Below are 19,125 nucleotides of genomic sequence, written 5' to 3'. Positions count from 1 at the left end.
GGCGCGCGGCTGCGGGTTCACACCGCGATGCGGAGCCGCGGGCGGGAGGGGGCGGCCGGGACCTCGATGCCGGCCGGGAAGCGGCGGGCGAAGCTCAACCCGCAGCGGATCAGCCCGGCGTCCATGCGGCCGCGCGCCAGCTCTGCCACCGCCTGCCGCGCGGGCGGGGCCTGGTCGCGGCGCATGTGGTGCAGCATCCGCAGGAAGGCCGCCTCGTCCGCGGTGACGCTCTGCCGGGTGGCAAGGTCCAGCGCGCCGTGGCAGGTGAGCCCGCCGATCAGCGCATCCGCCCGCCCGGCCAGCCCTGCCAGCGCATGGGCAAGCGGCAGGCCGAAGCTTTCGCCCCAGCGCTCGGCCGCGGTCTGGTAGGCAAGCTGCCAGGACTGGGTGCCCGGTGCGCGCAGGCTCGCCGCGAAATGGCGCAGGAGCGGCAGCAGCGCGGTCTCGAACGGATCGAGGCCGAGGTCCGCAAGCGGGCGGGAGGCGGCGGGGGATTGGCAATCGGTCGGGAGCGGAGGCGGCATCTGGTGTCCTGTCCTTGGCGCATTGGGCCGGTGGTTCGGAGGGATGCCGGGCATGATTCGAGGGAGGAATCCGCTGGGGTGGCGCTTATCTGACTGAAACGGTAGGCTATTGCAACCGGGCGCGGAAAATCCGCCAGGGACGGTATCCAAAGCTATGCGTGAGGTAATTCGTCAAATGCCAGGACCTGGCTGACGGCGACTACTCGGAAAAAACGGGAAGAGCGGCGCGTTGCCGGCGCGCGCGGTGGCGATCCGGACGGAAGTGAATGGCAGTTTATGTCTGCAAAGTCCGTAGACCCTTTCGAGGGACCTCCCAGCCTCAGCCAAATCGCCGCCGCGTGGGGGCGCGCCGGCGATGCGCGCCGGCCTGGCGGCCTTGTCCCGCGCTGGTGGCAATCACTAACGGCTCAGCTATGGTCCTTCAGCAGCCGCTGCTTTTGCCGCGACCAGTCCCGCTTGGCCTCCACCTCGCGCTTGTCATGCGCCTTCTTGCCCTTGGCGATGCCGATTTTCATCTTCGCCAGGCCCTTGTGATTGAAATAGATCACAAGCGGCACCAGGGTCAGGCCCTTGCGCTGGGTGGCGTTCCACAGGTCGGCCATCTGCTTGCGCGAGACCAGCAGCTTGCGGCGGCGGCGCTCCTCGTGCTGGAAGGTCTTGGCCTGCGCATAGGGCGGGATATAGGCGTTCACCAGCCACAGCTCGCCGTTTTCCACCGCGGCATAGCTGTCGGCGATATTGGTGCCGCTGCCGCGCAGGGATTTCACCTCCGAGCCGTGAAGCACGATGCCGCATTCGAGGTCATCCTCGATCGCGTAGTCGAACCGCGCGCGGCGGTTCTCGGCAATCACCTTGTAGTTCGGGTCGGAGTTCTGCTTCTTGGCCATGGGGAGCAGATGTAAGGCGGCGGCGCGGCTTGCGCAAGGTGGCCTGGGCATGATGCCGGATGCCGGCGTTACACGGTCCGGACAGCGGGCTTGCGGCTGCGCAAGAGGGTGAAGGCGCCGCTGGTGACGATGATGGCGCTGCCGAGGAGCGTCAGCGCATCGGGCCGCTCGCCGAAGACCAGGACGCCCAGCAGCATGGCGAAGACCAGCCGGGTGTAGCGGAACGGCGCAATGACCGAAATCTCGCCCTGCCGCATCGCCGCCGAGAGCGCGTTGTAGGCAATCACCCCGATGCCGGTGGCGCAGGCCAGCTGCCCCCAGGTGCCCGGCGCGGGCCAGCGGGCGCCGCCAGTCCAGGCCAGCGCCAGCACGCCCGCCGCAACCACCATCGCAAAGCCAAGGACGCCAAGCTGCGCGTTGCTCATGCCCGCGGGCGCGGCCCGGGTGGCAAGGTCGCGGCCGGCAAAGCCCAAGGTGCCCGCCACCGCAAACAGCGAGGCCAGCTCGAAACCGCCAAGCCCCGGGCGCAGGATCAGCAGCACGCCCGCAAAACCGGCCCCGATCGCCAGCCAGCGCCGCCAGCCGACGCGCTCGCCAAAGAACACCACCGCGCCGGCCGCCACCGCCAAGGGGGTCGCCTGCAGGATCGCCGAGGCCGAGGACAAGGGCGTGAGCGCAATCGCCAGGGTGAAACAGAGCCGTCCCGCGGCCTCCGCCAGGGAGCGCCACAGCATCGGGCGCGTGCAAAAACCCGGGTGCCACGGGGAGTGCCCTTGCGCACGCGCCATGACAGCAAAGACCGCCATGCCGCCAAGCCCGAACAGGATCAGGATCTGTCCCACCGGCAGGCTCCGGGCGGCGGATTTGAGGAACATGTCCTCCAGCGCGAAAGCCGCCATCGCCAGCACCATCAGGAGGCTTCCGCGCATCGTCTCCATGCCGCGTCCCTTCAATTCCTTGAACCAATGGCGCAAGTGGTAGGCCCGGCCCTGCCCCGCCGCAATCGAAATCGGTCAGCCGCGCGGGACCAGCGGCGCAGCCTTCGGATAGTAGAGCGTGTTCAGGAAGCGCGCGGGGGCGTTGCCCGGATTGCGGTAGCCATGCGCCGCGTCGGCGGCAAAGCGCAGCCCCTCCCCCGCTTCCAGCCGCTGCCAGATGCCGCCGGAGAGCACCTCGGCCGTGCCCAGGGTGACAAAGACATCCTCCACCACACCCCCGTCGTGCGCTTGCGACACGTGGGTCTGCTGCGGCGCAAGCGTCACTTCGAAGCTCTCCGAGCCCAGGCGGGGGTCGAAGGCAAAGACCGGGCGCACGGCAATGGAGCCGGGGAACTGCACCAGCTGCGGCTGCCGGTCCCCGGTCCCAGCGCCGGGGGGAAGCGGCGGCTGTTCGGCGGGGGGCACCAGGTCTTCGATGAAGGCGGTGAGCGGCAGGTGGAAGCCCTTGGCGAGCTTCCACAGCGTCGCCAGCGTCGGGCTCGATTCGCCGCGCTCGATCTGGCCCAGCATCGCCTTGCTGACCCCGGTCCGGGCCGCCGCCTGCGCCAGACTCAGACCCGCGCCCTGGCGCAAGCTGCGCAGATTGATGCGGATTTTCTCTTCGGCCACCTGTGTCTCCCCAGTCCGGCCCGCGCCGGACGCCAAAAACCCTTGTGCGCTATAACGCACGCAGCTTAGGATGCGGCGGACGTTATAGCGCTCGCCACTCTACCGCGCGGGCCGGGAAAGGAAAGCCGCGATGCTGAAGGATGTGAAACTCTCCCATGCCGTCTCCGGCCTGGTGGCGGTGCTGGTGGGCTATACCGGCTCGGCCGCGATAATCTTCCAGGCGATCGAGGCGGCGGGGGCGACGCAGGCGCAGGCAAACAGCTGGATGCTGGCGCTGGGTCTGGGCATGGGGGTAACGACACTGGGGCTGTCGCTGGCGTTCCGGATGCCGATCCTCACCGCCTGGTCGACGCCGGGTGCTGCGCTGCTGGCGGGGAGCCTTGCGGGCGTGCCGATGGCGGAGGCGGTGGGGGCCTTCCTGCTTTGCGCGCTGCTGCTCACCCTGACCGGGCTCACCGGCTGGTTTGCCGGGCTGGCGCGGCTGATCCCGGACAGCCTGGCCAGCGCGATGCTGGCGGGCATCCTGTTCCAGTTCGGGCTCTCCGCCTTTGCCGCACTGGAGAGCGAAACGGTATTGGTGGCGGTTATGGGCTTCACCTTCCTCGCCGGGCGGCTGTGGTTTCCGCGCTATGCCATCCCGGCGGTGCTGCTGGCGGGCTGCCTCTGGACTGCGGCCACCGGCGGTTTTGGCAGCACCGGGGGGCTGGCGCTGAGCCTGGCGCGGCCGGAGTTCGTGGCGCCTGCGTTCTCCCTGCCGGTGCTGATCGGCATCGGCCTGCCGCTTTACGTGGTGACGATGAGTTCGCAGAACATGCCGGGCGTGGTGGCGCTGAAGGCCTCGGGTTACGTGCCGCCGGTTTCGGCCAGCCTCACGGTGACCGGTCTCGCGTCCCTGCTGCTGGCGCCCTTCGGCGGCTTTGCCTTCAACCTCGCCGCCATCACCGCCGCGATCTGTGCGGGACCGGAAGCGGACGAGAACCCCGCGACCCGCTACCTGGCCGGGGTGATGACGGGGCTGGTTTATATCGGCGCGGGGCTGGGCGGGGCGGCGGTGATCGGGCTGTTCCTGATTGCTCCCGGCGCGCTGATCGCCACGGTGGCGGGGCTGGCGCTGCTGCCGACAATCGCGAACAGCCTGTCGGCGGCGCTGGCGGAGGCGCGCGGGCGCGAGGCAGCGCTGGTTACTTTCATGGTCACGGTGTCGGGCATCGGCTTCTGGGGGATCGGCGCGCCGTTCTGGGCGCTTGTGCTGGGGCTATTGGTGAATCACCTGCTGGCCCGGCCGCAGCCTGCCGCCGTATCGCAGCAGCGCCGCCCCGCCTGAGCCGCCTTCCCGCCCTTCTCACGGGGCGGAAACGGCGCGGAGCGCCTTGCAAGTCTCTCTGCCATCGCCATTTTGAAAGAAACCGTATAAACCCGGTCCCGATGTGTTGCCTTTATTGCGCAAATCGTGTCCCTGAGGGGCAAAGACAAGGGAACCAGCACCATGCCGATGTACCGATCCAGAACCTCCACCCATGGCCGCAACATGGCGGGCGCGCGCGGATTGTGGCGCGCGACCGGCATGAAGGACGATGACTTCGGCAAGCCGATCATCGCCATCGTCAACTCGTTTACCCAGTTCGTGCCCGGCCACGTGCACCTGAAGGACCTGGGCCAAATGGTGGCCCGCGAGGTCGAGGCGGCCGGCGGCGTCGCCAAGGAGTTCAACACCATCGCGGTGGATGACGGCATCGCCATGGGCCATGACGGCATGCTCTACTCGCTGCCCTCGCGCGAGGTGATCGCGGACTCGGTCGAATACATGGTCAATGCCCATTGCGCCGACGCCATGGTCTGCATCTCCAACTGCGACAAGATCACCCCCGGCATGCTGATGGCCGCCATGCGCCTCAACATCCCGGCGATCTTTGTCTCCGGCGGGCCGATGGAAGCGGGCAAGATCGATATTGCCGATCTCGACATGAAGAAGATCGACCTGGTGGACGCCATGGTGGCCGCGGCGGACGATCACTTCACCGACGAGCAGGTCAAGCACATCGAGGAAAACGCCTGCCCCACCTGCGGGTCGTGCTCCGGCATGTTCACTGCGAACTCGATGAATTGCCTGGCCGAGGCGCTGGGGCTGGCGCTGCCGGGCAACGGCTCGACCCTGGCCACCCACGCCGACCGCAAGCACCTGTTCCTGGAAGCCGGCCGCAAGATCGTCGAGATCACCAAGCGCCACTACCAGGACGAGGAGAAAGGCTTTCTGCCGCGCGAAATCGCCACGTTTGAGGCCTTCGAGAACGCGATGAGCCTTGATATCGCCATGGGCGGTTCCACCAACACCGTTCTGCACCTGCTGGCCATTGCCAATGAGGGTGAAGTGGACTTCACCATGTCCGACATGGACCGGCTCAGCCGCCGGGTGCCGTGCCTGTGCAAGGTCGCGCCCAACATCCACAACGTCCACATGGAAGACGTGCACCGCGCGGGCGGCATTTTCTCGATCCTGGGCGAGCTGAGCCGCGCAGGGCTGCTGCACGAGGACTGCCACACCGTGCACACCGCGACCATGGGCGAGGCAATTGCCAAGTGGGACATCAAGGTGGCTGAAAACCCCGCGGCCGAGGCGCTGTTCAAAGCCGCCCCCGGCGGCGTCCGCACCACCCAGGCGTTTTCCCAGGCCAACCGCTACAAGGAACTGGACACCGACCGCGAAAACGGCGTGATCCGCGCCAAGGAACACGCTTTCAGCCAGGACGGCGGCCTTGCGGTGCTGTTCGGCAACATTGCCCGGGAAGGCTGCATCGTGAAGACCGCGGGCGTCGATGAGCACATCCTGAAATTCACCGGCTCCGCCTATGTCTGCGAAAGCCAGGACCAGGCGGTGAACGACATCCTGACCGGCAAGGTCGAGGCAGGCGACGTGGTGGTGATCCGCTACGAAGGCCCGCGCGGCGGACCCGGCATGCAGGAGATGCTCTACCCGACCTCCTACCTGAAGTCGAAGGGCCTGGGTAAAGCCTGTGCGCTGTTGACCGACGGGCGCTTCTCCGGCGGCACTTCCGGCCTGTCGATCGGCCATGTCTCGCCTGAAGCAGCCGAAGGCGGCGAGATCGGCCTGGTGCGTCCGGGAGACACCATCGAAATCGACATCCCCAACCGCACCATCCACCTGGCGGTCGCGGACGAGGAACTGGCCGCGCGCCGCGAGGAGCAGGACGCCAAAGGCTGGAAGCCGGCCGAGCCGCGCAAGCGCAAGGTTTCCAAGGCGCTGAAGGCCTATGCGCTGCTCGCCACCTCCGCCGCCAAGGGCGCCGTGCGCGCGCTGCCCGGCGAAGACTGAGGCAATCCGGTCACTAAACACATCAAACCCGCCGCCCCAACCGCGGCGGGTTTTCTTTTGGCTCCCGCGCCTGAGGCCGGGTCAAGGGCTGCGCCTTCGCGCGGCGGCGCAGCCGCCTGCCCTTGAGGCGGTCTCGGGCGTCCCGCAATGGCTGAGGCGCGTTCAGGGCAGACCTGGCCTTGAACCGCTTGCCGACAAATCTCTTGCATCAGCCCAGCGCGGCCGCCCGTGCGCTTGGCGGTGTCGGGCAGGGCGCCGTGCTGGCGCACGGCGGGCCTCCGGCGGGGGTATTTGAGGTCAGAAAGTGCGGCCTGGGGGCTGCATCGGGAGCGGGGCTGAGCCGCCCGGGAAAAGGCCAATGCGTTTTCTTTGGAGCACGGATCAGATGCCCGCGCAAACGGCTTGAAACACTCCGTCCGGCGGATCGGCCGAAGCCAATTGCCGCTGGGGAAATATTGGGAAAACATGCTTAGATCCATTGCCGCGCTCATTTTCCTCGCAGCTCCGGCCCCAGCAACTGCCGCCACCGAAAAATACGCCTGCCCCCATAACGGCAGCACCTCCTCCCGGCGCCCTGCTGACCGTGAATTCACCTCCCGGGCGGATGGGTTCGTCACCGGCGCGGAGAACGGGGCAGGTTCCGCCCATGACCGGGTGACGCAGCACGTCTGCAAGGGACGCAAAGCCGCGAAGTTAAGAAAAAAGCGCGATGGGACGTACCGGCTGAAATGGAAAGTTGCCGGCATCCCCGCGGCCGTCACGGAAACCCGCGACGGTCAGTTCTGGCGCAAGTACAAGAGAGATCTGACCGCCAGCTATACCGTCCGCTTCATTCCGGACCCGCTGGAGGGGGGCTTTCCGCAGACGGCGGCGGCAAGAGGTTTGGCGCGCCTTCCCGCATGCGGTGCACGAAGGCGGAATAATACCTGCCAGGACGCTTGGCCCGGGGGCGGCAGGCGCGGGGCCGCGCCAGCGGCGCCCGGCCCAAGGCTTCGTGCTGCATCTTTGATGCAGCGGCGAAGGCGCGGGAGCCTCCTGCCCCCCTGCCCCTCAGCCGCGGAGCGGGCTTAGCCGCCGAGCTTGGCGTGCACCTCGTCGAGGTCGATCTCGCCCACCGGCATCTTGTTGGCCGGGTTTTCGAAGTCGTATTTGAACAGCTCGAAATCGCGCTTGTAGATCTCGTAGACGAGATGCATCGAGAGGTCGTCGAAGTAGTCCTCGACCGGGTGGGCGCGCTTGGGGCCGTGGCCTTCGCTTTCGTTGAAGCGCGGGATCGAGGCGAGGTCCACCGCGTGCGGCGTCTCGATCGCGTCGAGCACCCCTTGCATGCCGGCGGCAAAATCCTCGGTCCAGAAGATCCGGTCGTAGCGGCCGCCATTCTGGATGAAGGTCGACACATGGCCCGAGACCGCGGACCAGTGGATGTCGGGTTCCATCGGGCGGCGCCAGCGGATGGTGTCGCGCGCGAACAGCAGGAAGCGGCGGAAGCTTGCGATCTGGTCGAACGCCTGCTTGCCGTCCTCGCCTCCGGCTTCGACCCCGTATCGATAGGCGAGCTCCGGCACCAGGTTGCCGCGGTAGCGCCGCCCGTTGCGCTGGATGCCGCAAATCTTGTCGAAGAAGGAGCTGAGGATGCGGGTATAGGGATTGCGCACGCAGGTGAAGGCATAAGTGCTGCCCTTTTGCACGGCGGCGCTGATCGCCGGCTGGCTTTCCGCCTGCGCCCATTTGTGCAGGCCTTCGGTGGAATCGTGGATGTCGCCCTCGAAGAAGCGCCCGTGATCGGAGTAGTAGAGGATCTGGCCGATGGTCGAACAGGCGCATTTCGGCACCACGCGATAGAGAACGCTTTCGCTTTCTGTCATCCAGGTGCCGGGAAATCCCATCTGCCGCTGCTCCGCCTTTGTCCTGCCTGCCGCAGTAGTTGACATCTTTCGCACGCCGGAAACAATCCGGTTTATTCGCCCGGCCCCCGCCCGTATCAAGGGCGGAAACCAGGCAGGCCGAGGCAGTTATTCCGCAGAAATGGCTAAGATTGCGTATATCCTTCTGTGCCACAAAGACCCGGCCGCGATCCTGCAGCAGGCGGAACAGCTGACGGCGGCGGGCGACCGTGTGGCAATCCATTTCGACGGCCGCGCGCCCCGGGCCGACTACCGCAGGCTGCGCGCCGCGCTGGACGGCAACCCCGGCGTCACCTTCGCGCCGCGGCGCATCAAATGCGGCTGGGGTGAGTGGTCGCTGGTGGAGGCGACGCTGCTGACGCTGGAGGCCGCAGCCGACGCCTTCCCGGACGCGAGCCACTTCTATTTGCTGTCGGGCGACTGCATGGCGATCAAGACCGCCGAATACGCCCACCGGCTGCTGGACGCCCGTGACTGCGACTTCATCGAGAGCGTCGATTTCTTCGAAAGCGGCTGGATCAAGACCGGCATGCGCAAGGACCGGCTGATCTACCGGCATGTCTTCAACGAGCGCAAGAACAAGCGGCTGTTCTACGCGAGCCACGCCTTGCAGAGGCGGCTGGGGCTGAAGCGGCGCATTCCCGAAGATCTGCGGATGCAGATCGGCAGCCAGTGGTGGTGCCTCAGGCGGCGCACGGTGGAGCGCATCCTCGCCTTCCTCCAGCAGCGCCCGGATGTGACGCGCTTTTTCCGCACCACCTGGATCCCGGACGAGACCTTCTTTCAGACGCTGGCGCGCCACCTGGTGGCGGAGGAGGAGATTGAGAGCCGCACCCTCACCTTCCTGATGTTCAGCGACTACGGGATGCCGGTGACCTTCTACAACGACCATTACGACCTGCTCTTGAGCCAGGACTTCCTCTTTGCCCGCAAGATCAGCCCGGAGGCGCAGGATCTCAAGGCGCGGCTGGGGGCGCTTTATGCGGCGGAAGGGGTTGCGTTCCCGATTTCGGACGAGGGGCGCGCGCTTTATGAGTTCCTGGTGCAGCGCGGCCGCCGCGGGCGCCGGTTTGCGCCGCGGTTCTGGGAAGCCGAAAGCACGCTGGGCCATGACCGCGAGCTGCTGCTGGTGGTCTGCAAGAAATGGCATGTGGCGAAGCGGCTTCTGGCGCAGTTGCGCCATGAGACGGAGACGCCCGCCATCGAGTACCTGTTTGACGAGGAAGACACGCCGCTGCCCAATCTGGGCGGCATCGAGGGGGCGCTGGAGAAGCGCACCCGGCACCGGCGGGCGCTGGTGCGGATGCTGTTTGATTATTTCGGAGACCGGCGGCTGATCCTCTGCCTCGACCCCTCCGGCATGGAGCTGATGCGGGACTTCACCTCGGACCGGGCCAAGGTGCGGCTTCTGCATATCGAGTGCAGCTTCACGGACGCCTATCTGGAAGGCCATGCCCGGCGGGTCGGGCTGGCCGGGGAGCAAACCCCGGCCGCGGCGCTGGAACGGCTGTTGCCGGCGATCCGCAACGATATCCTGCATGAGGCCGCGCAGATCGAAGAGGCGGGGTTTGCAAGCCTCTACCGGATACGCGATGGCGGCAGTGCGGAGGAGAACGCAAGCCAGCTGGCGGCCTTCCTGGGGCTGCCCCTGGAGCGGGCGCTGGCCGTCGTGCAGGCGCCGGGGCTGTTTGGCGACTGAGCCGGCCCGGTGCCCCGCCTGGGGTCTGCCCCGGGACACCCGCCCTGTGCAGCTGTCAGGCGGCTGGGTCCAGGCACTGCGTCAGGCCGGATAATCGGGCCAATTCTTCAGGCCTGCGCGCTAGCCTTGCGCCGGTGCGCCGCCGGACTGCGGGGCCGCGTCGCAGATCTCGTACCAGGAGGGTTTTTCCGCGGTAAATTCGTGAAACTGGTTCTTGAGCCCGGCCTCGCCGTCCAGAGCGTTTGCCGCGATTGGGAAGCTGTCGTCTTCCGACAGGATCTCTCCCAGCGAGCTGCCGCAGAATCTGCAGAAACACCGGCCGTATTTGTAGGGCGGCGGCGGCTGGTAGAGCGCAACGTGGTCCTTGCCCTGGATCCATTTCAGGTCTGCCTTCTTCACGAAGACGATGCTGCTGGCGCCTGCCTTGCGGCAGCGGGAGCAATGGCAGGTGCCAAGCAGCGACGGCTCGGCCAGAAGTTCGAATTGTACAGCCTTGCAGCAGCGCTGCCCTTGATCATCGCTTGGCCTCCCCGGTCCGGATGCCCGCTCATGTGAACAATAGGGGAACACTTCACACCGGGCAAGGCTGAAGGCAGCACACACGGCCGGGCAGAACCGGAGGGCCCGGGGCGCGGGCCCTCCCTTGAAATCAGATCTCGACCTCGACCTGCCCGATCGGGTTGGAGCAGCAGGCGAGGATGTAGCCGGCCTCGATGTCCTCTTCCGAGATGCCGCCGTTGTGGACCATGTGCACGTCGCCTGCGGTCTTCTTCACCTTGCAGGTGCCGCAGATGCCGAAGGTGCAGCCCGATGGGATGTTGAGCCCCGAGGCCTTGGCCACTGCCAGCACCGTGTCGGTTTCGGCGCAACCCGCCGTGACGCCGGAGGCGGCGAAGCGGATTTCGGCCGGGGCGGTCTCGGCCGGGATCACGTCGTCAATCTCGGGCGCGTCGGCTGCGGTTTCCACCGGGGCGCCGAAGCTTTCCTGGTGGTAGTTTTCCATGTCGAAGCCGAGGCCGTTCAGCATGTCGCGCACCGCCTGCATGAAGGGCTCCGGGCCGCAGCAGTAGACCTCGCGCTCCAGATAGTCCTGCGCCATCAGGCCCAGCATGATCTGGTTAAGCTGGCCGCGGTAGCCGGTCCAGACCTGGTAGGGGTCGTCTTCCTCCACCACGAAATGCAGCTTGATGCCGGGCACCCGCGCCGCCATGCCTTCAAGCTGGCGGCGGGCGATGATCTCGCTCGGGCGTTTGGCGCAGTTAATGAAGCAGACGTCGGGCGACTGGCCGCGATCGAACAGGTATTGAGTCATCGAAAGGCTGGGCGTGATGCCGGAGCCTGCGGAGATGAACAAGAACTTGCCGTTCGGGCGCCTGGGCAGGGTGAAAACGCCTGCGGGCCCGGAGGCCTTGAGCCGCATGCCGGGGCGCAGGTGGTCGAGCATCCAGCGGGTGCCGATGCTGTCGCCCTGCGCCTTCACCGTCACGGAAATGGACAGCGGCCGCGAGGGCGAGGAGCTGATCGTGTAGGTGCGCCAGACGGTGCCTTCCGGGACCGGCAGCTCCAGCGTCAGGAACTGGCCGGGCTGGTACTTGAACCAGCAGCCCGAAGGCGCGCGGAAGCTGAAGGTGGCGGTGTTGGGCGCTTCCGGCACAACCGAGACGCATTCCAGCATCTCGTCGTCCTTCCACGCCAGGGTTTCGTCCAGTGTCTCGAAATTGGCGAGCAGTCCCATGTGCTTACTCCGCCGCGATCAGGTTGCGGCCGGTCAGCGCGCGGGTCAGATGCGCGCCGTACCAGTTGGTGAACTGGATGACGCCGCTTTCCTGCGACGGCGAATAGGGCCCCGGTTCGTAGGCGGGCGAGTTGATGCCGCGCTGGTTGTCCTCGACCACGATGCGGTCCTCGTCGTTGGTGGCGGTCCAGACCTCGGTCAGGCGCTTCAGGTCATAATCCTGGCCCTCCGCGGCGTCCTTGTGGACAAGCCATTTGGTGGTGACTTCGGTTTCGGTGGCGCTGATCGGAGTGACCCGGAACACCAGCGAGTGATCCGGCAGGAAGTGGTTCCAGGTGGTCGGGTAGTGGAACTTCAAAAGCGTGCCGGCATCGGCGAAGGGCACCCGGCCCAGCGGCTTGGCAGCCGCGGGTTTGCCGTCCATCGTGTAGCTCTCGGCGCCTTCGTTCAGCGGCATCCGGGCAAGCCGGTACTGGCCGCGCGCGTCGATGCGGAACTGCGCGGGGCAGCCTGCTGCCTCGATCCGGTCGAAGTGCCTTTGCAGATGCGGCGGGGTGTCGCCGCCTTCGATGCCGGTGACCGAAGGATCCTCGGGGAAACTGCGGCAGAGCGCGGGGTGGTTGCCGCCGCAGTGATAGCACTCGCGGTTGTTCTCCCAGACCAGCTTCCAGTTGCCGTTCTCGACGATGGTGCTTTCATGGGCGATTTTGGCATTGCTCAGGTCATGCGGCTCCAGATAGGGGCGGGCAAGATCGGCAAAGGCATCGAAGTCGGGGGCCTCGTCAGCAAGGCAGACGTAGATCAGCCCGGCCAGATCCCGGCAATGCACCGGCTTCAGCCCGTGTTTGGAGGCGTCGAAATCCGGGCCCATGTCGCGCGCCCACAACAGCTTGCCGTCAAGCTCGTAGGTCCATTGGTGATAGGGGCAGACAAGTTTGGGCGAACTGCCCTTCTTGGCCTTGCACACGACCGAGCCGCGATGGCGGCAGGCATTGTGGAAGGCGCGCACCTCGCCGTCGCTGCCGCGCACGATGATGATGTTGTAAGCGCCGACCTGGTGGGTGACGTAATTGCCGCCTTTCGGGATCTCGCAGGCGGGGATGGCAAACAGCCACTCGCGGTAGAAGATCTGGCGCAGGTCCAGATCATAGACGCCGGGATCGGTGTAGAACGCCTGTTCGAGGGAATAATTCTGCTGCCGCGCCATCAGCTTGGCCAGGATTTCACTGTCCTGAAGCATCTGTTTGTCTCCTTGGCCGCATCCCCGCGGCCCTGTTGGCTGGGTGCGGGCATGAGCCGGGAGAGGCCGCGGGCACGCGCCCGCAACCGCCCCGCCGCCGCCCGCGGTTGACGTTTTCTGGCAAGGCTGGTTTCCGGACTTGCCCGGCGCCGCTTGCGGCGGGCATGGCACCTTCCCGAAGCGCGCGCTTCAGTGGCGATCTGCCATGCCTTGCCCGGGTTCACCGTTGCGGGGGCAGTGCCGGAGTTTCACCAGCTTCCCAATTCTCCGCCCCGAAGGACGGCACCTTGCTGCGGCGGAAATTGCCCTTTTTCCGCGGCCTTTACGGCGACAAATCCGACCCGCGGAAACCGGAAAGAGACATGCGGGTTCCGCGTCCCGGAGCCGGTTCAGGCGGCGGGATATCAAACCGGCAATCTGCCCTCTGTTTGCGGCAAAGCCCTGAGGACCAGCAGCTTTCCAGCGCGGAGCCCTCCGAATCGCTGCCCGGGCCGAAGGCGGGCTGCCCCCCTGCGCACAGACACGTTTTCCGGGTATGCTTGGCGGCACGAGGCGGCAGCGGTTGAGGGAGTATCAGATGACGACCGGCCATGTTTTCATTGCCACCAGCCTGGACGGCTACGTGGCCCGACAGGACCATTCGCTCGATTGGCTGACCCGGCAGCCAGGCATCAGCGAGGAGGAGAGCGGCTTTGCCGCCTTCATGGACAGCGTCGACGGCCTTGTCATGGGGACGGGGTCTTTCCGCAAAGTGCTCGGGTTTGGCCAGTGGCCCTATTCAAAGCCGGTTATCGTCCTGAGCAGCAGCCTGACCAGCGGGGACATTCCCGGGCATTTGCAGGGCAAGGTCCAGCTGAGCCGCGCGTCTCCCGCCGGCCTCATGCAAGAGCTGCAGCAGGAGGGCTGGAGACGCGCCTATATCGACGGCGGAAGGCTGGTGCAGTCTTTCCTGCGCCAAGGTCTGATCGCCGATCTGACCATCACCACCGTACCGGTGCTGATTGGCAGCGGCATTTCCTTGTTCGGGCCTCTCGGCAGCGACATCGGGCTGGAGCTGAAGGCTTCGCGCAGGCTTGGCACCGGAATGGTTCAGAACACCTACCGGATCGTCTGACCGGGACGCCGCCCCGTGGGACGGCGTCCCGCGGTCACTTCGACTTCCAGCTGTCCAGCCAGCGCCTGAACCGGCCGCCGCGTTCGGAGATCGCATCGCCCGCGGCGTAGAAACTGTCCTCCACCTGCTCCACCATCGGGTCGATCCGGGCGCGGCGGAAACGGCGCCAGCGCGCATATATCGCCCAGAACAGCGCCGCCAGCAGCACCAGGATGATGATCGTCACCCAGTTGGTGGGCTTGTCATCAGGCCCGGCCACCGTCTTGATCGAGACCGCGTTGGGGAAGGCCGAGAGGAACTCGTTACGCCAGCCGTAATGCATCACCGCGACCCATTCGGGGTTTGCCTTGTTGGAGATCGCATCATTGGCGTCGGTGTAGAGGTTGGCGGTGTCGAACTTGAAGTAGGGCGGCCAGTTCCAGCCGGTGTCCTCGTTGCGGTAGACTATTGCGCGGCCGTTGGGACGCACCGCCTGGATGAACTGCACGTCGCGGTTCTGCAGCTCCACCGACTGGTCGTCGGGAGTGGACCAGAAAATCCGGGTCCAGTCGTTCAGCTCCTGGCGCTCCTCGTAGGTGTTGACGATGCGCACCACGTCATATTGCGGCAGCGTGTAATGCAGGAAGGCGCCGATCAGCAGCCAGATCAGGATCAGGACGCCCCATTTGATGTATCGCATCGGCAGCACCTCACATGAAGTTGATGACGTAGACCAGGAGCCCGATCGCCCCCAGCGGAATAATGTAGACCAGCAGGATCAGGCGGCGCCGGAACGAGCGGTCGTATTGTTGCAGCCCCCGCTGGATGAAGGCCGCGCGGTCGCCGGTCAAGCCCTTCCGTTTCCAGTGGCGCTTGAGCTTGGCGCGCCGCACCTCGCGGGAGTAGAGCGAGACCGCACCGTAGATCACGGTAAGCCCCACCGCGAGGAGCAGCACCAGCCGCAGAAAGCCGAACATTCAGCGCCCCCGCTCGCGTTTCACAGCACCCCAGGGGCCGACCCGGTCCACCAGCCGTTCGGAGCGGGCGCTTGGCGCCCGCGGGCCCCAGGGCGGCGCGGGGGTCTTGCCCTCCATGTCCGGCTCATGGCCGAAAAGCGCGGCCCGGGCGCCTGCCTTGTCGACCGCGTATTCGCGGGCGAGGAACTCGGCCGCGTAGGTCTTCTTGGCCTCGGGCCAGGTGCTGTAGAGGTGGTAGAAGGCGTGCTTGTGGCAGATGAAGAGCTGGCGGAAGTCGCGCGGCGCGAGCTCGGCCAGCAGCATGTTCACCAGCTCCGCCTCTGGCGTGTCACTTGCGCGCAGGGCATAGAAGAACGCCGGGTGGCTCGGCCGCATGCTGGGGCGCGGGCCGCCGTCCTCGGCCCAGCGCAGAAGCGCGGCAAGCCCTTCGTATTCCGCAGGCAGGTCCTGCGCATGGCGCGCGACGAGCCGCCGCAAGCCGCTGCGCGGCAGGTCCGAGAGGTCAACCCCCTGCTCCGCCAGCGCGCTCACCGCGATGAAGTCCATCTTCTGCCGCAAGACCGCCGCCCCGTCGATGCCGCGCGCCTGCGCCACCGGCTCGGCCAGGCGGTTGAGCTTGAGGAACTCGGCGATCTGCTGGCGGTCCTCCAGCGTGAAAACATGTTTCAGCGGCAGCTTGCCCTCGGGCCGCTCCCCGCTCGCGATCAGCGCCGGATGCGCCAGCCCTGGAAACAGGTAGAGCCCGCCGAAATGCGCGGTCCAGAAGTTCTGCTGCTCAAAGACCTCTTGGCCAAGGCGCACCGGGTTGCGGGTGACATCGCCGGATTTCTCTGCCGTTTCAATCATCTCGGCAATCAGCGCATCGTCGAACCAGCCGTCTTCCTCACTCTTGAAGCGCTCCACCAGCTCCGCCAGCTTGTCCGCGTGCTTGAGGGTGCCGCGGGTGGTGTCGGCCTCGATCCGCACCTGGCGGATGTCGAAGAGCTTGGCGGGGCTGGAGACCTCGAAGACCGAGTTCACCATCTCCCCCGCCACCGCATCCGTCGCGGTGAGGGCAAAAAGCTGGCGCTCGTTCGCCGCGATGAAGCGGCGCAGGATGTCGCGGCTGGTGGAGAACTGCGCATTGAGCAGCGGGCAGCGCTGCTGCTCGGTCGACAGCAGGATGAACTGCCGGTTCACGCCCGCATGGTTGAGGTAGAAGATATCGTTGAGTTCATCCCCCACCTCGGGCGAGTAGCCGGAGATATCGACGTGGAAATCGCTGAGCGCGGTGGTCTTGCCGGTCAGATGCATCAGCGCGCGGTTATAGCGCTCCACCAGCGCGGGCGAGGCGACGTGGAAGAGATTGCCGAACATCAGGCCGCGGTGGATGAGGCGTTTCATTTTGGAGGCTTTCTGAGAAAGATTGGCGCCAGTCCGTCTTCTCTTGATCCAACAAACTTAGGCGGTATCCAGTAGGTTCTTTTCCGGGCCGCTCTACTCTTTTGTTTTTCGAAGATTAGCTCGCGGACGAAGCTTGCATGTGTACTGCTTAGCCAATTTGTAGCTGAAACGTTCCAGTTCATCCAACTTTCAAATTGAGCAGCACGCTCGTCTTTTGTTGGCAACGACGCACCCCGCCTATTCAAACGACCAATGAACATCACCTCTTCACCCATTGGGTAGAAGGAGTTCCCGCTCATCTCATGAATGTACATATTACAGTTTGCGTTATATGACACGAACTTAAGGTTCTTTTTCGCCGCCGTGAGCGAGTAGTGACTTGTTGCCTCGTTCCGAATATCCCTTACTATCGGGTATATCCTTTCGTCTCGAAGCGTGACAAAACTTTCCAGAGCTCTGTTAGCCAGCTTAAGAAGTTCTTTATCGCGGGTAACTTTTTTCTTACCGCCAAGATTGAGAAAATCCTCAATCTCAAAAAGCTTTGCGCTCCACGCTCTAAGCAGTAAAAAACGTTGGATAGATGTCGCGCAGTCAATCGCCGCCTCGCCTATCAGCTTGTGCGCATTGAATATATACAATCGGCTTAGAGCGTTCACCTCACTAACAGCGAAACTTAAGACTGCAATTGCGGCCTGCTGATCCTCAGGCAACGTTTGCATGAGTCTCCAGCTGATAGGATACTCCCAAAAGTGTTCTAGCGCCTTGTCACTCACCCCTTCCCCTCCAGATACCGCCGCTTCGCCTCTTCCTGCCGCCCGAAATCGCGCACCATGGCCTCGATCGCGGCCTCGTCGGATTTCTCGGCATAGCGGAACTCGCTGTCGGCGTAGCGGTTGATCTCCTGGATCACCATCTCCGCCGTCACCGGGCGGCGCAGCTCGGCGATCATGGCGCATTTCTCCTCGTAGCCCTTGAACAGGAACAGCTCCGGCTTCCCCATCCACTCGTCCGGCAGCTCGAAATCCATCGCGCGGACCTTCACCGCATCGGTAATGTTCTTGATCGCGCGGCCGGTGAAGCGCGGGTCCGCGGCCTGGATCGCCTTCAGATAGGTGCCGAGCTTGGCAAGGCTGTCGAGCGCGCCCACCTGCTCCTGCACCCGGCTGAAGACCTCCATCAACGCAGGCTCCTGCGGGCGGTTGTGCGCGGCAAAAGAGCGGGCGACGGCGCGCTGGATCTCCTGCGCGCTGTAAAGGTCGTGGTTGCCCAAGGGGATCTCGTGGCCCTTCCCCATCAGCAGCGTCAGGATGTCGATATAATCCTCGCGCGTCTGCGGCCCGTCGACCAGGAAGCGCGCGCCGGCCCGCTGGCGCAAGGCGTCGTCGACGTTCTCGGGGTAGTTCGAGAACATCCCGAAGGTGCAGTTGCCGCGCACCACGGTGTTCGCGCCGGCAAAGGCCTCCATGAACACCGCCGTCACCTCCTGCTGGCCCGCGCTGGACTGCCGGTCGCCGCGCTTGCCCGCGATCTGGTCGATGTCGTCGATGGTGCCGAAGCCGATCACGCCCGGATCCAGCACATTCTGAATGAAGCTCTTGGCGTTCTGGCCGGACTTTCCCTGGTAGCTGTCGATATTGTCGATGCCGAAGTTCTGGTAGCGGAAGGCGTAGCCCGCGGTCTGGCAGTAGTCGTGGATGAGACCGGCCATCATCTGGATCAGCGTGGTCTTGCCTGTGCCCGGCTTGCCGTCGCCCATGAAGGTGAAGATGAAACCGCCCATCTCGGCAAAGGGGTTCAGGCGGCGGTCGAAATCATAGGCCATCAGCATCTTCGCAAGCCGCATCGCCTGGTATTTGGCGATATGGTTGCCGACGACCTCATGCGGTTTCTTGAACGCCATGGTGAGGGTGGCGGATTTCGTCTTTGACGCGGGCTCGAAACCGCGCAGCGTCAGGTCGTCCGCCTCCACCCGCCAGGCGGCAGCGGTGAAGGCGCCGAGGCGCGGGGCGTTCTGCGCGCGCAAAGCCGCCTTCTCCATCAACTGCTCGGCATAAGCGGCAGTGGCGGCGATCAGATGCGCGTCATCCTGGCCATACTGCGCCAGCTTCTGGTCCAGCTCCCAAAGCGCGCCATGCAGGGCGAGCGGGGCGTTTTCGCTCAGAAGCTCCTCCGCCTCCCCCACCTCCGCCTGCGCCTCGCTGCCGTGCGGGGCCAGCAGGAAGGCCGCGGAATTGGCAAAGACATGCACGGCAATCAGCGCCTCTGCCGCCAAGAGCTCGGTGAACTCGCCCTTGCGCGCGGCGTCGAGCGAGCCTGCCAGATTTGCCCGCTTCAGATCCGCGAGGCCGGACGCTTCGGCATAAGCCTCCGCCATCGCCAAGGAGACCGCCAGCGCCCGGCGCAAGGCGTGCTGCAAGGTCGCCTGCAAAGGCGAGGTCAGCGGGTCGCCGTCATCCGCAGCTTCGATGCGCGCAATCAGATGCACCCCCTCGGGCCGCGCGGTGGAGCGCGCCGCCAGCCCCGGCGTGGTGGAGCGGAAGCGCCGCCGCGTGCCGATCCCGGGCGAGCGCTCGCGCGCCTGCGGCTCCGCCACGGGTTTGGCGATGCGCGGGGTGTGGTCGAACCCCGCGAGCAGCGCCGCCGCCGCCGTGTAGTGCCCGCGGATGTCCTCCTCCCGCAGCTCCATCAGGTTGCCCGTCATGCTCATCTCAGCCTCTCCATCCGTCCGCCGGCCCGCCAGAGACA

17 protein-coding genes and 1 riboswitch are annotated in these 19,125 nt (G+C 65.6%); of the genes, 4 read left to right on the top strand and 13 right to left on the bottom strand.

Annotated features, from left to right (window positions below; genetic code table 11):
* Positions 1 to 17: 17 nt before the first annotated feature.
* The 4 genes from ACOHX0_RS00925 to ACOHX0_RS00910 form a co-directional block, all read right to left on the bottom strand.
* Entirely contained in the window at positions 18 to 524 is a 507-nt protein-coding gene (locus ACOHX0_RS00925; RefSeq protein ID WP_420674739.1) for a hypothetical protein, read from the bottom strand.
* Positions 525 to 931: 407 nt separating this feature from the next.
* Positions 932 to 1,411, bottom strand: a complete 480-nt coding sequence (gene smpB, locus ACOHX0_RS00920) for an SsrA-binding protein SmpB (RefSeq protein ID WP_420674738.1) — start codon at positions 1,409 to 1,411, stop codon at positions 932 to 934.
* Positions 1,412 to 1,479: 68 nt separating this feature from the next.
* On the bottom strand, positions 1,480 to 2,349 hold the full coding sequence (locus tag ACOHX0_RS00915; RefSeq protein ID WP_420674737.1) for a DMT family transporter: 870 nt from the start codon (positions 2,347 to 2,349) through the stop codon (positions 1,480 to 1,482).
* A 75-nt stretch (positions 2,350 to 2,424) separates the two neighbouring features.
* Positions 2,425 to 3,018: a helix-turn-helix domain-containing protein gene (locus ACOHX0_RS00910; protein ID WP_420674736.1), complete on the bottom strand. Its 594-nt coding sequence runs from the start codon at positions 3,016 to 3,018 to the stop codon at positions 2,425 to 2,427.
* Between the two features lie 130 nt (positions 3,019 to 3,148).
* On the opposite strand from ACOHX0_RS00910, the gene ACOHX0_RS00905 reads away from it, so the two are divergent.
* Positions 3,149 to 4,342 (top strand): benzoate/H(+) symporter BenE family transporter, encoded by a 1,194-nt coding sequence (locus ACOHX0_RS00905; RefSeq protein WP_420674735.1) that lies wholly within the window; start codon positions 3,149 to 3,151, stop codon positions 4,340 to 4,342.
* A 162-nt stretch (positions 4,343 to 4,504) separates the two neighbouring features.
* Positions 4,505 to 6,349 (top strand): dihydroxy-acid dehydratase, encoded by a 1,845-nt coding sequence (gene ilvD / locus ACOHX0_RS00900; protein ID WP_420674734.1) that lies wholly within the window; start codon positions 4,505 to 4,507, stop codon positions 6,347 to 6,349.
* A gap of 1,067 nt (positions 6,350 to 7,416) precedes the next feature.
* On the opposite strand, the gene ACOHX0_RS00895 is transcribed toward ilvD, so the two are convergent.
* Positions 7,417 to 8,235 carry a sulfotransferase family protein gene (locus ACOHX0_RS00895; RefSeq protein ID WP_420674733.1) on the bottom strand — a complete coding sequence of 273 codons (819 nt, stop codon included), beginning with the start codon at positions 8,233 to 8,235 and terminating at the stop codon, positions 7,417 to 7,419.
* 139 nt (positions 8,236 to 8,374) lie between these two features.
* Here ACOHX0_RS00895 and ACOHX0_RS00890 point away from each other — a divergent pair, with 139 nt between their 5' ends.
* Entirely contained in the window at positions 8,375 to 9,952 is a 1,578-nt protein-coding gene (locus ACOHX0_RS00890; protein ID WP_420674732.1) for a DUF5928 domain-containing protein, read from the top strand.
* A 120-nt stretch (positions 9,953 to 10,072) separates the two neighbouring features.
* Here the strand turns inward: ACOHX0_RS00890 and ACOHX0_RS21885 are convergent, their stop codons facing one another.
* The 3 genes from ACOHX0_RS21885 to ACOHX0_RS00875 form a co-directional block, all read right to left on the bottom strand.
* Positions 10,073 to 10,522 carry a GFA family protein gene (locus ACOHX0_RS21885; protein WP_475682600.1) on the bottom strand — a complete coding sequence of 150 codons (450 nt, stop codon included), beginning with the start codon at positions 10,520 to 10,522 and terminating at the stop codon, positions 10,073 to 10,075.
* A gap of 79 nt (positions 10,523 to 10,601) precedes the next feature.
* Complete coding sequence (locus ACOHX0_RS00880) at positions 10,602 to 11,687, bottom strand: FAD-binding oxidoreductase (RefSeq protein ID WP_420674730.1); 1,086 nt, start codon at positions 11,685 to 11,687, stop codon at positions 10,602 to 10,604.
* Positions 11,688 to 11,691: 4 nt separating this feature from the next.
* Positions 11,692 to 12,927: an aromatic ring-hydroxylating oxygenase subunit alpha gene (locus ACOHX0_RS00875; protein WP_420674729.1), complete on the bottom strand. Its 1,236-nt coding sequence runs from the start codon at positions 12,925 to 12,927 to the stop codon at positions 11,692 to 11,694.
* A 107-nt stretch (positions 12,928 to 13,034) separates the two neighbouring features.
* Positions 13,035 to 13,232, bottom strand: a riboswitch (cobalamin riboswitch).
* A gap of 272 nt (positions 13,233 to 13,504) precedes the next feature.
* Between ACOHX0_RS00875 and ACOHX0_RS00870 the strand changes: the two genes are divergently transcribed.
* Positions 13,505 to 14,041 carry a dihydrofolate reductase family protein gene (locus ACOHX0_RS00870; protein ID WP_420674728.1) on the top strand — a complete coding sequence of 179 codons (537 nt, stop codon included), beginning with the start codon at positions 13,505 to 13,507 and terminating at the stop codon, positions 14,039 to 14,041.
* A 34-nt stretch (positions 14,042 to 14,075) separates the two neighbouring features.
* Here ACOHX0_RS00870 and ACOHX0_RS00865 read toward each other — a convergent pair whose 3' ends face one another.
* Genes ACOHX0_RS00865 through ACOHX0_RS00845 form a run of 5 tightly spaced genes read right to left on the bottom strand, consistent with a single transcriptional unit; the run spans position 14,076 to position 19,087 of the window.
* Positions 14,076 to 14,720, bottom strand: a complete 645-nt coding sequence (locus ACOHX0_RS00865) for a DUF1523 family protein (RefSeq protein WP_420674727.1) — start codon at positions 14,718 to 14,720, stop codon at positions 14,076 to 14,078.
* Positions 14,721 to 14,730: 10 nt separating this feature from the next.
* Positions 14,731 to 14,997, bottom strand: coding sequence for a hypothetical protein (locus ACOHX0_RS00860; protein WP_420674726.1), 267 nt, complete (start codon positions 14,995 to 14,997; stop codon positions 14,731 to 14,733).
* Positions 14,998 to 16,380: a DUF6638 family protein gene (locus ACOHX0_RS00855; RefSeq protein ID WP_420674725.1), complete on the bottom strand. Its 1,383-nt coding sequence runs from the start codon at positions 16,378 to 16,380 to the stop codon at positions 14,998 to 15,000. It abuts the gene before it with no gap.
* Positions 16,377 to 17,153, bottom strand: a complete 777-nt coding sequence (locus ACOHX0_RS00850; RefSeq protein WP_420674724.1) for a hypothetical protein — start codon at positions 17,151 to 17,153, stop codon at positions 16,377 to 16,379. Before ACOHX0_RS00850 ends, ACOHX0_RS00855 begins: the two co-directional genes overlap by 4 nt.
* Positions 17,150 to 19,087, bottom strand: a complete 1,938-nt coding sequence (locus ACOHX0_RS00845) for an AAA family ATPase (protein ID WP_420674723.1) — start codon at positions 19,085 to 19,087, stop codon at positions 17,150 to 17,152. The genes ACOHX0_RS00850 and ACOHX0_RS00845 overlap by 4 nt, the downstream gene beginning before the upstream one ends.
* Positions 19,088 to 19,125: the final 38 nt, after the last annotated feature.

It is taken from the genome of Cribrihabitans pelagius (assembly GCF_048820915.1).
In the GTDB taxonomy this organism is placed as follows: domain Bacteria; phylum Pseudomonadota; class Alphaproteobacteria; order Rhodobacterales; family Rhodobacteraceae; genus Cribrihabitans_A; species Cribrihabitans_A pelagius.
Note: the sequence above shows the minus strand (reverse complement) of the source record. Positions and strands in the feature narration are given on the sequence as shown.

Bases quoted from the DNA above. Each gene is read 5' to 3' on its own strand.
- ACOHX0_RS00895 (WP_420674733.1), bottom strand. From the start codon at position 8,235: ATGGGATTTCCCGGCACCTGGATGACAGAAAGCGAAAGCGTTCTCTAT.
- smpB (WP_420674738.1), bottom strand. From the start codon at position 1,411: ATGGCCAAGAAGCAGAACTCCGACCCGAACTACAAGGTGATTGCCGAG.
- ACOHX0_RS00865 (WP_420674727.1), bottom strand. From the start codon at position 14,720: ATGCGATACATCAAATGGGGCGTCCTGATCCTGATCTGGCTGCTGATC.
- ACOHX0_RS00890 (WP_420674732.1), top strand. From the start codon at position 8,375: ATGGCTAAGATTGCGTATATCCTTCTGTGCCACAAAGACCCGGCCGCG.
- ACOHX0_RS00870 (WP_420674728.1), top strand. From the start codon at position 13,505: ATGACGACCGGCCATGTTTTCATTGCCACCAGCCTGGACGGCTACGTG.
- ACOHX0_RS00875 (WP_420674729.1), bottom strand. From the start codon at position 12,927: ATGCTTCAGGACAGTGAAATCCTGGCCAAGCTGATGGCGCGGCAGCAG.
- ACOHX0_RS00925 (WP_420674739.1), bottom strand. From the start codon at position 524: ATGCCGCCTCCGCTCCCGACCGATTGCCAATCCCCCGCCGCCTCCCGC.
- ACOHX0_RS00855 (WP_420674725.1), bottom strand. From the start codon at position 16,380: ATGAAACGCCTCATCCACCGCGGCCTGATGTTCGGCAATCTCTTCCAC.
- ilvD (WP_420674734.1), top strand. From the start codon at position 4,505: ATGCCGATGTACCGATCCAGAACCTCCACCCATGGCCGCAACATGGCG.
- ACOHX0_RS00905 (WP_420674735.1), top strand. From the start codon at position 3,149: ATGCTGAAGGATGTGAAACTCTCCCATGCCGTCTCCGGCCTGGTGGCG.
- ACOHX0_RS00845 (WP_420674723.1), bottom strand. From the start codon at position 19,087: ATGAGCATGACGGGCAACCTGATGGAGCTGCGGGAGGAGGACATCCGC.
- ACOHX0_RS00860 (WP_420674726.1), bottom strand. From the start codon at position 14,997: ATGTTCGGCTTTCTGCGGCTGGTGCTGCTCCTCGCGGTGGGGCTTACC.
- ACOHX0_RS00915 (WP_420674737.1), bottom strand. From the start codon at position 2,349: ATGGAGACGATGCGCGGAAGCCTCCTGATGGTGCTGGCGATGGCGGCT.
- ACOHX0_RS00880 (WP_420674730.1), bottom strand. From the start codon at position 11,687: ATGGGACTGCTCGCCAATTTCGAGACACTGGACGAAACCCTGGCGTGG.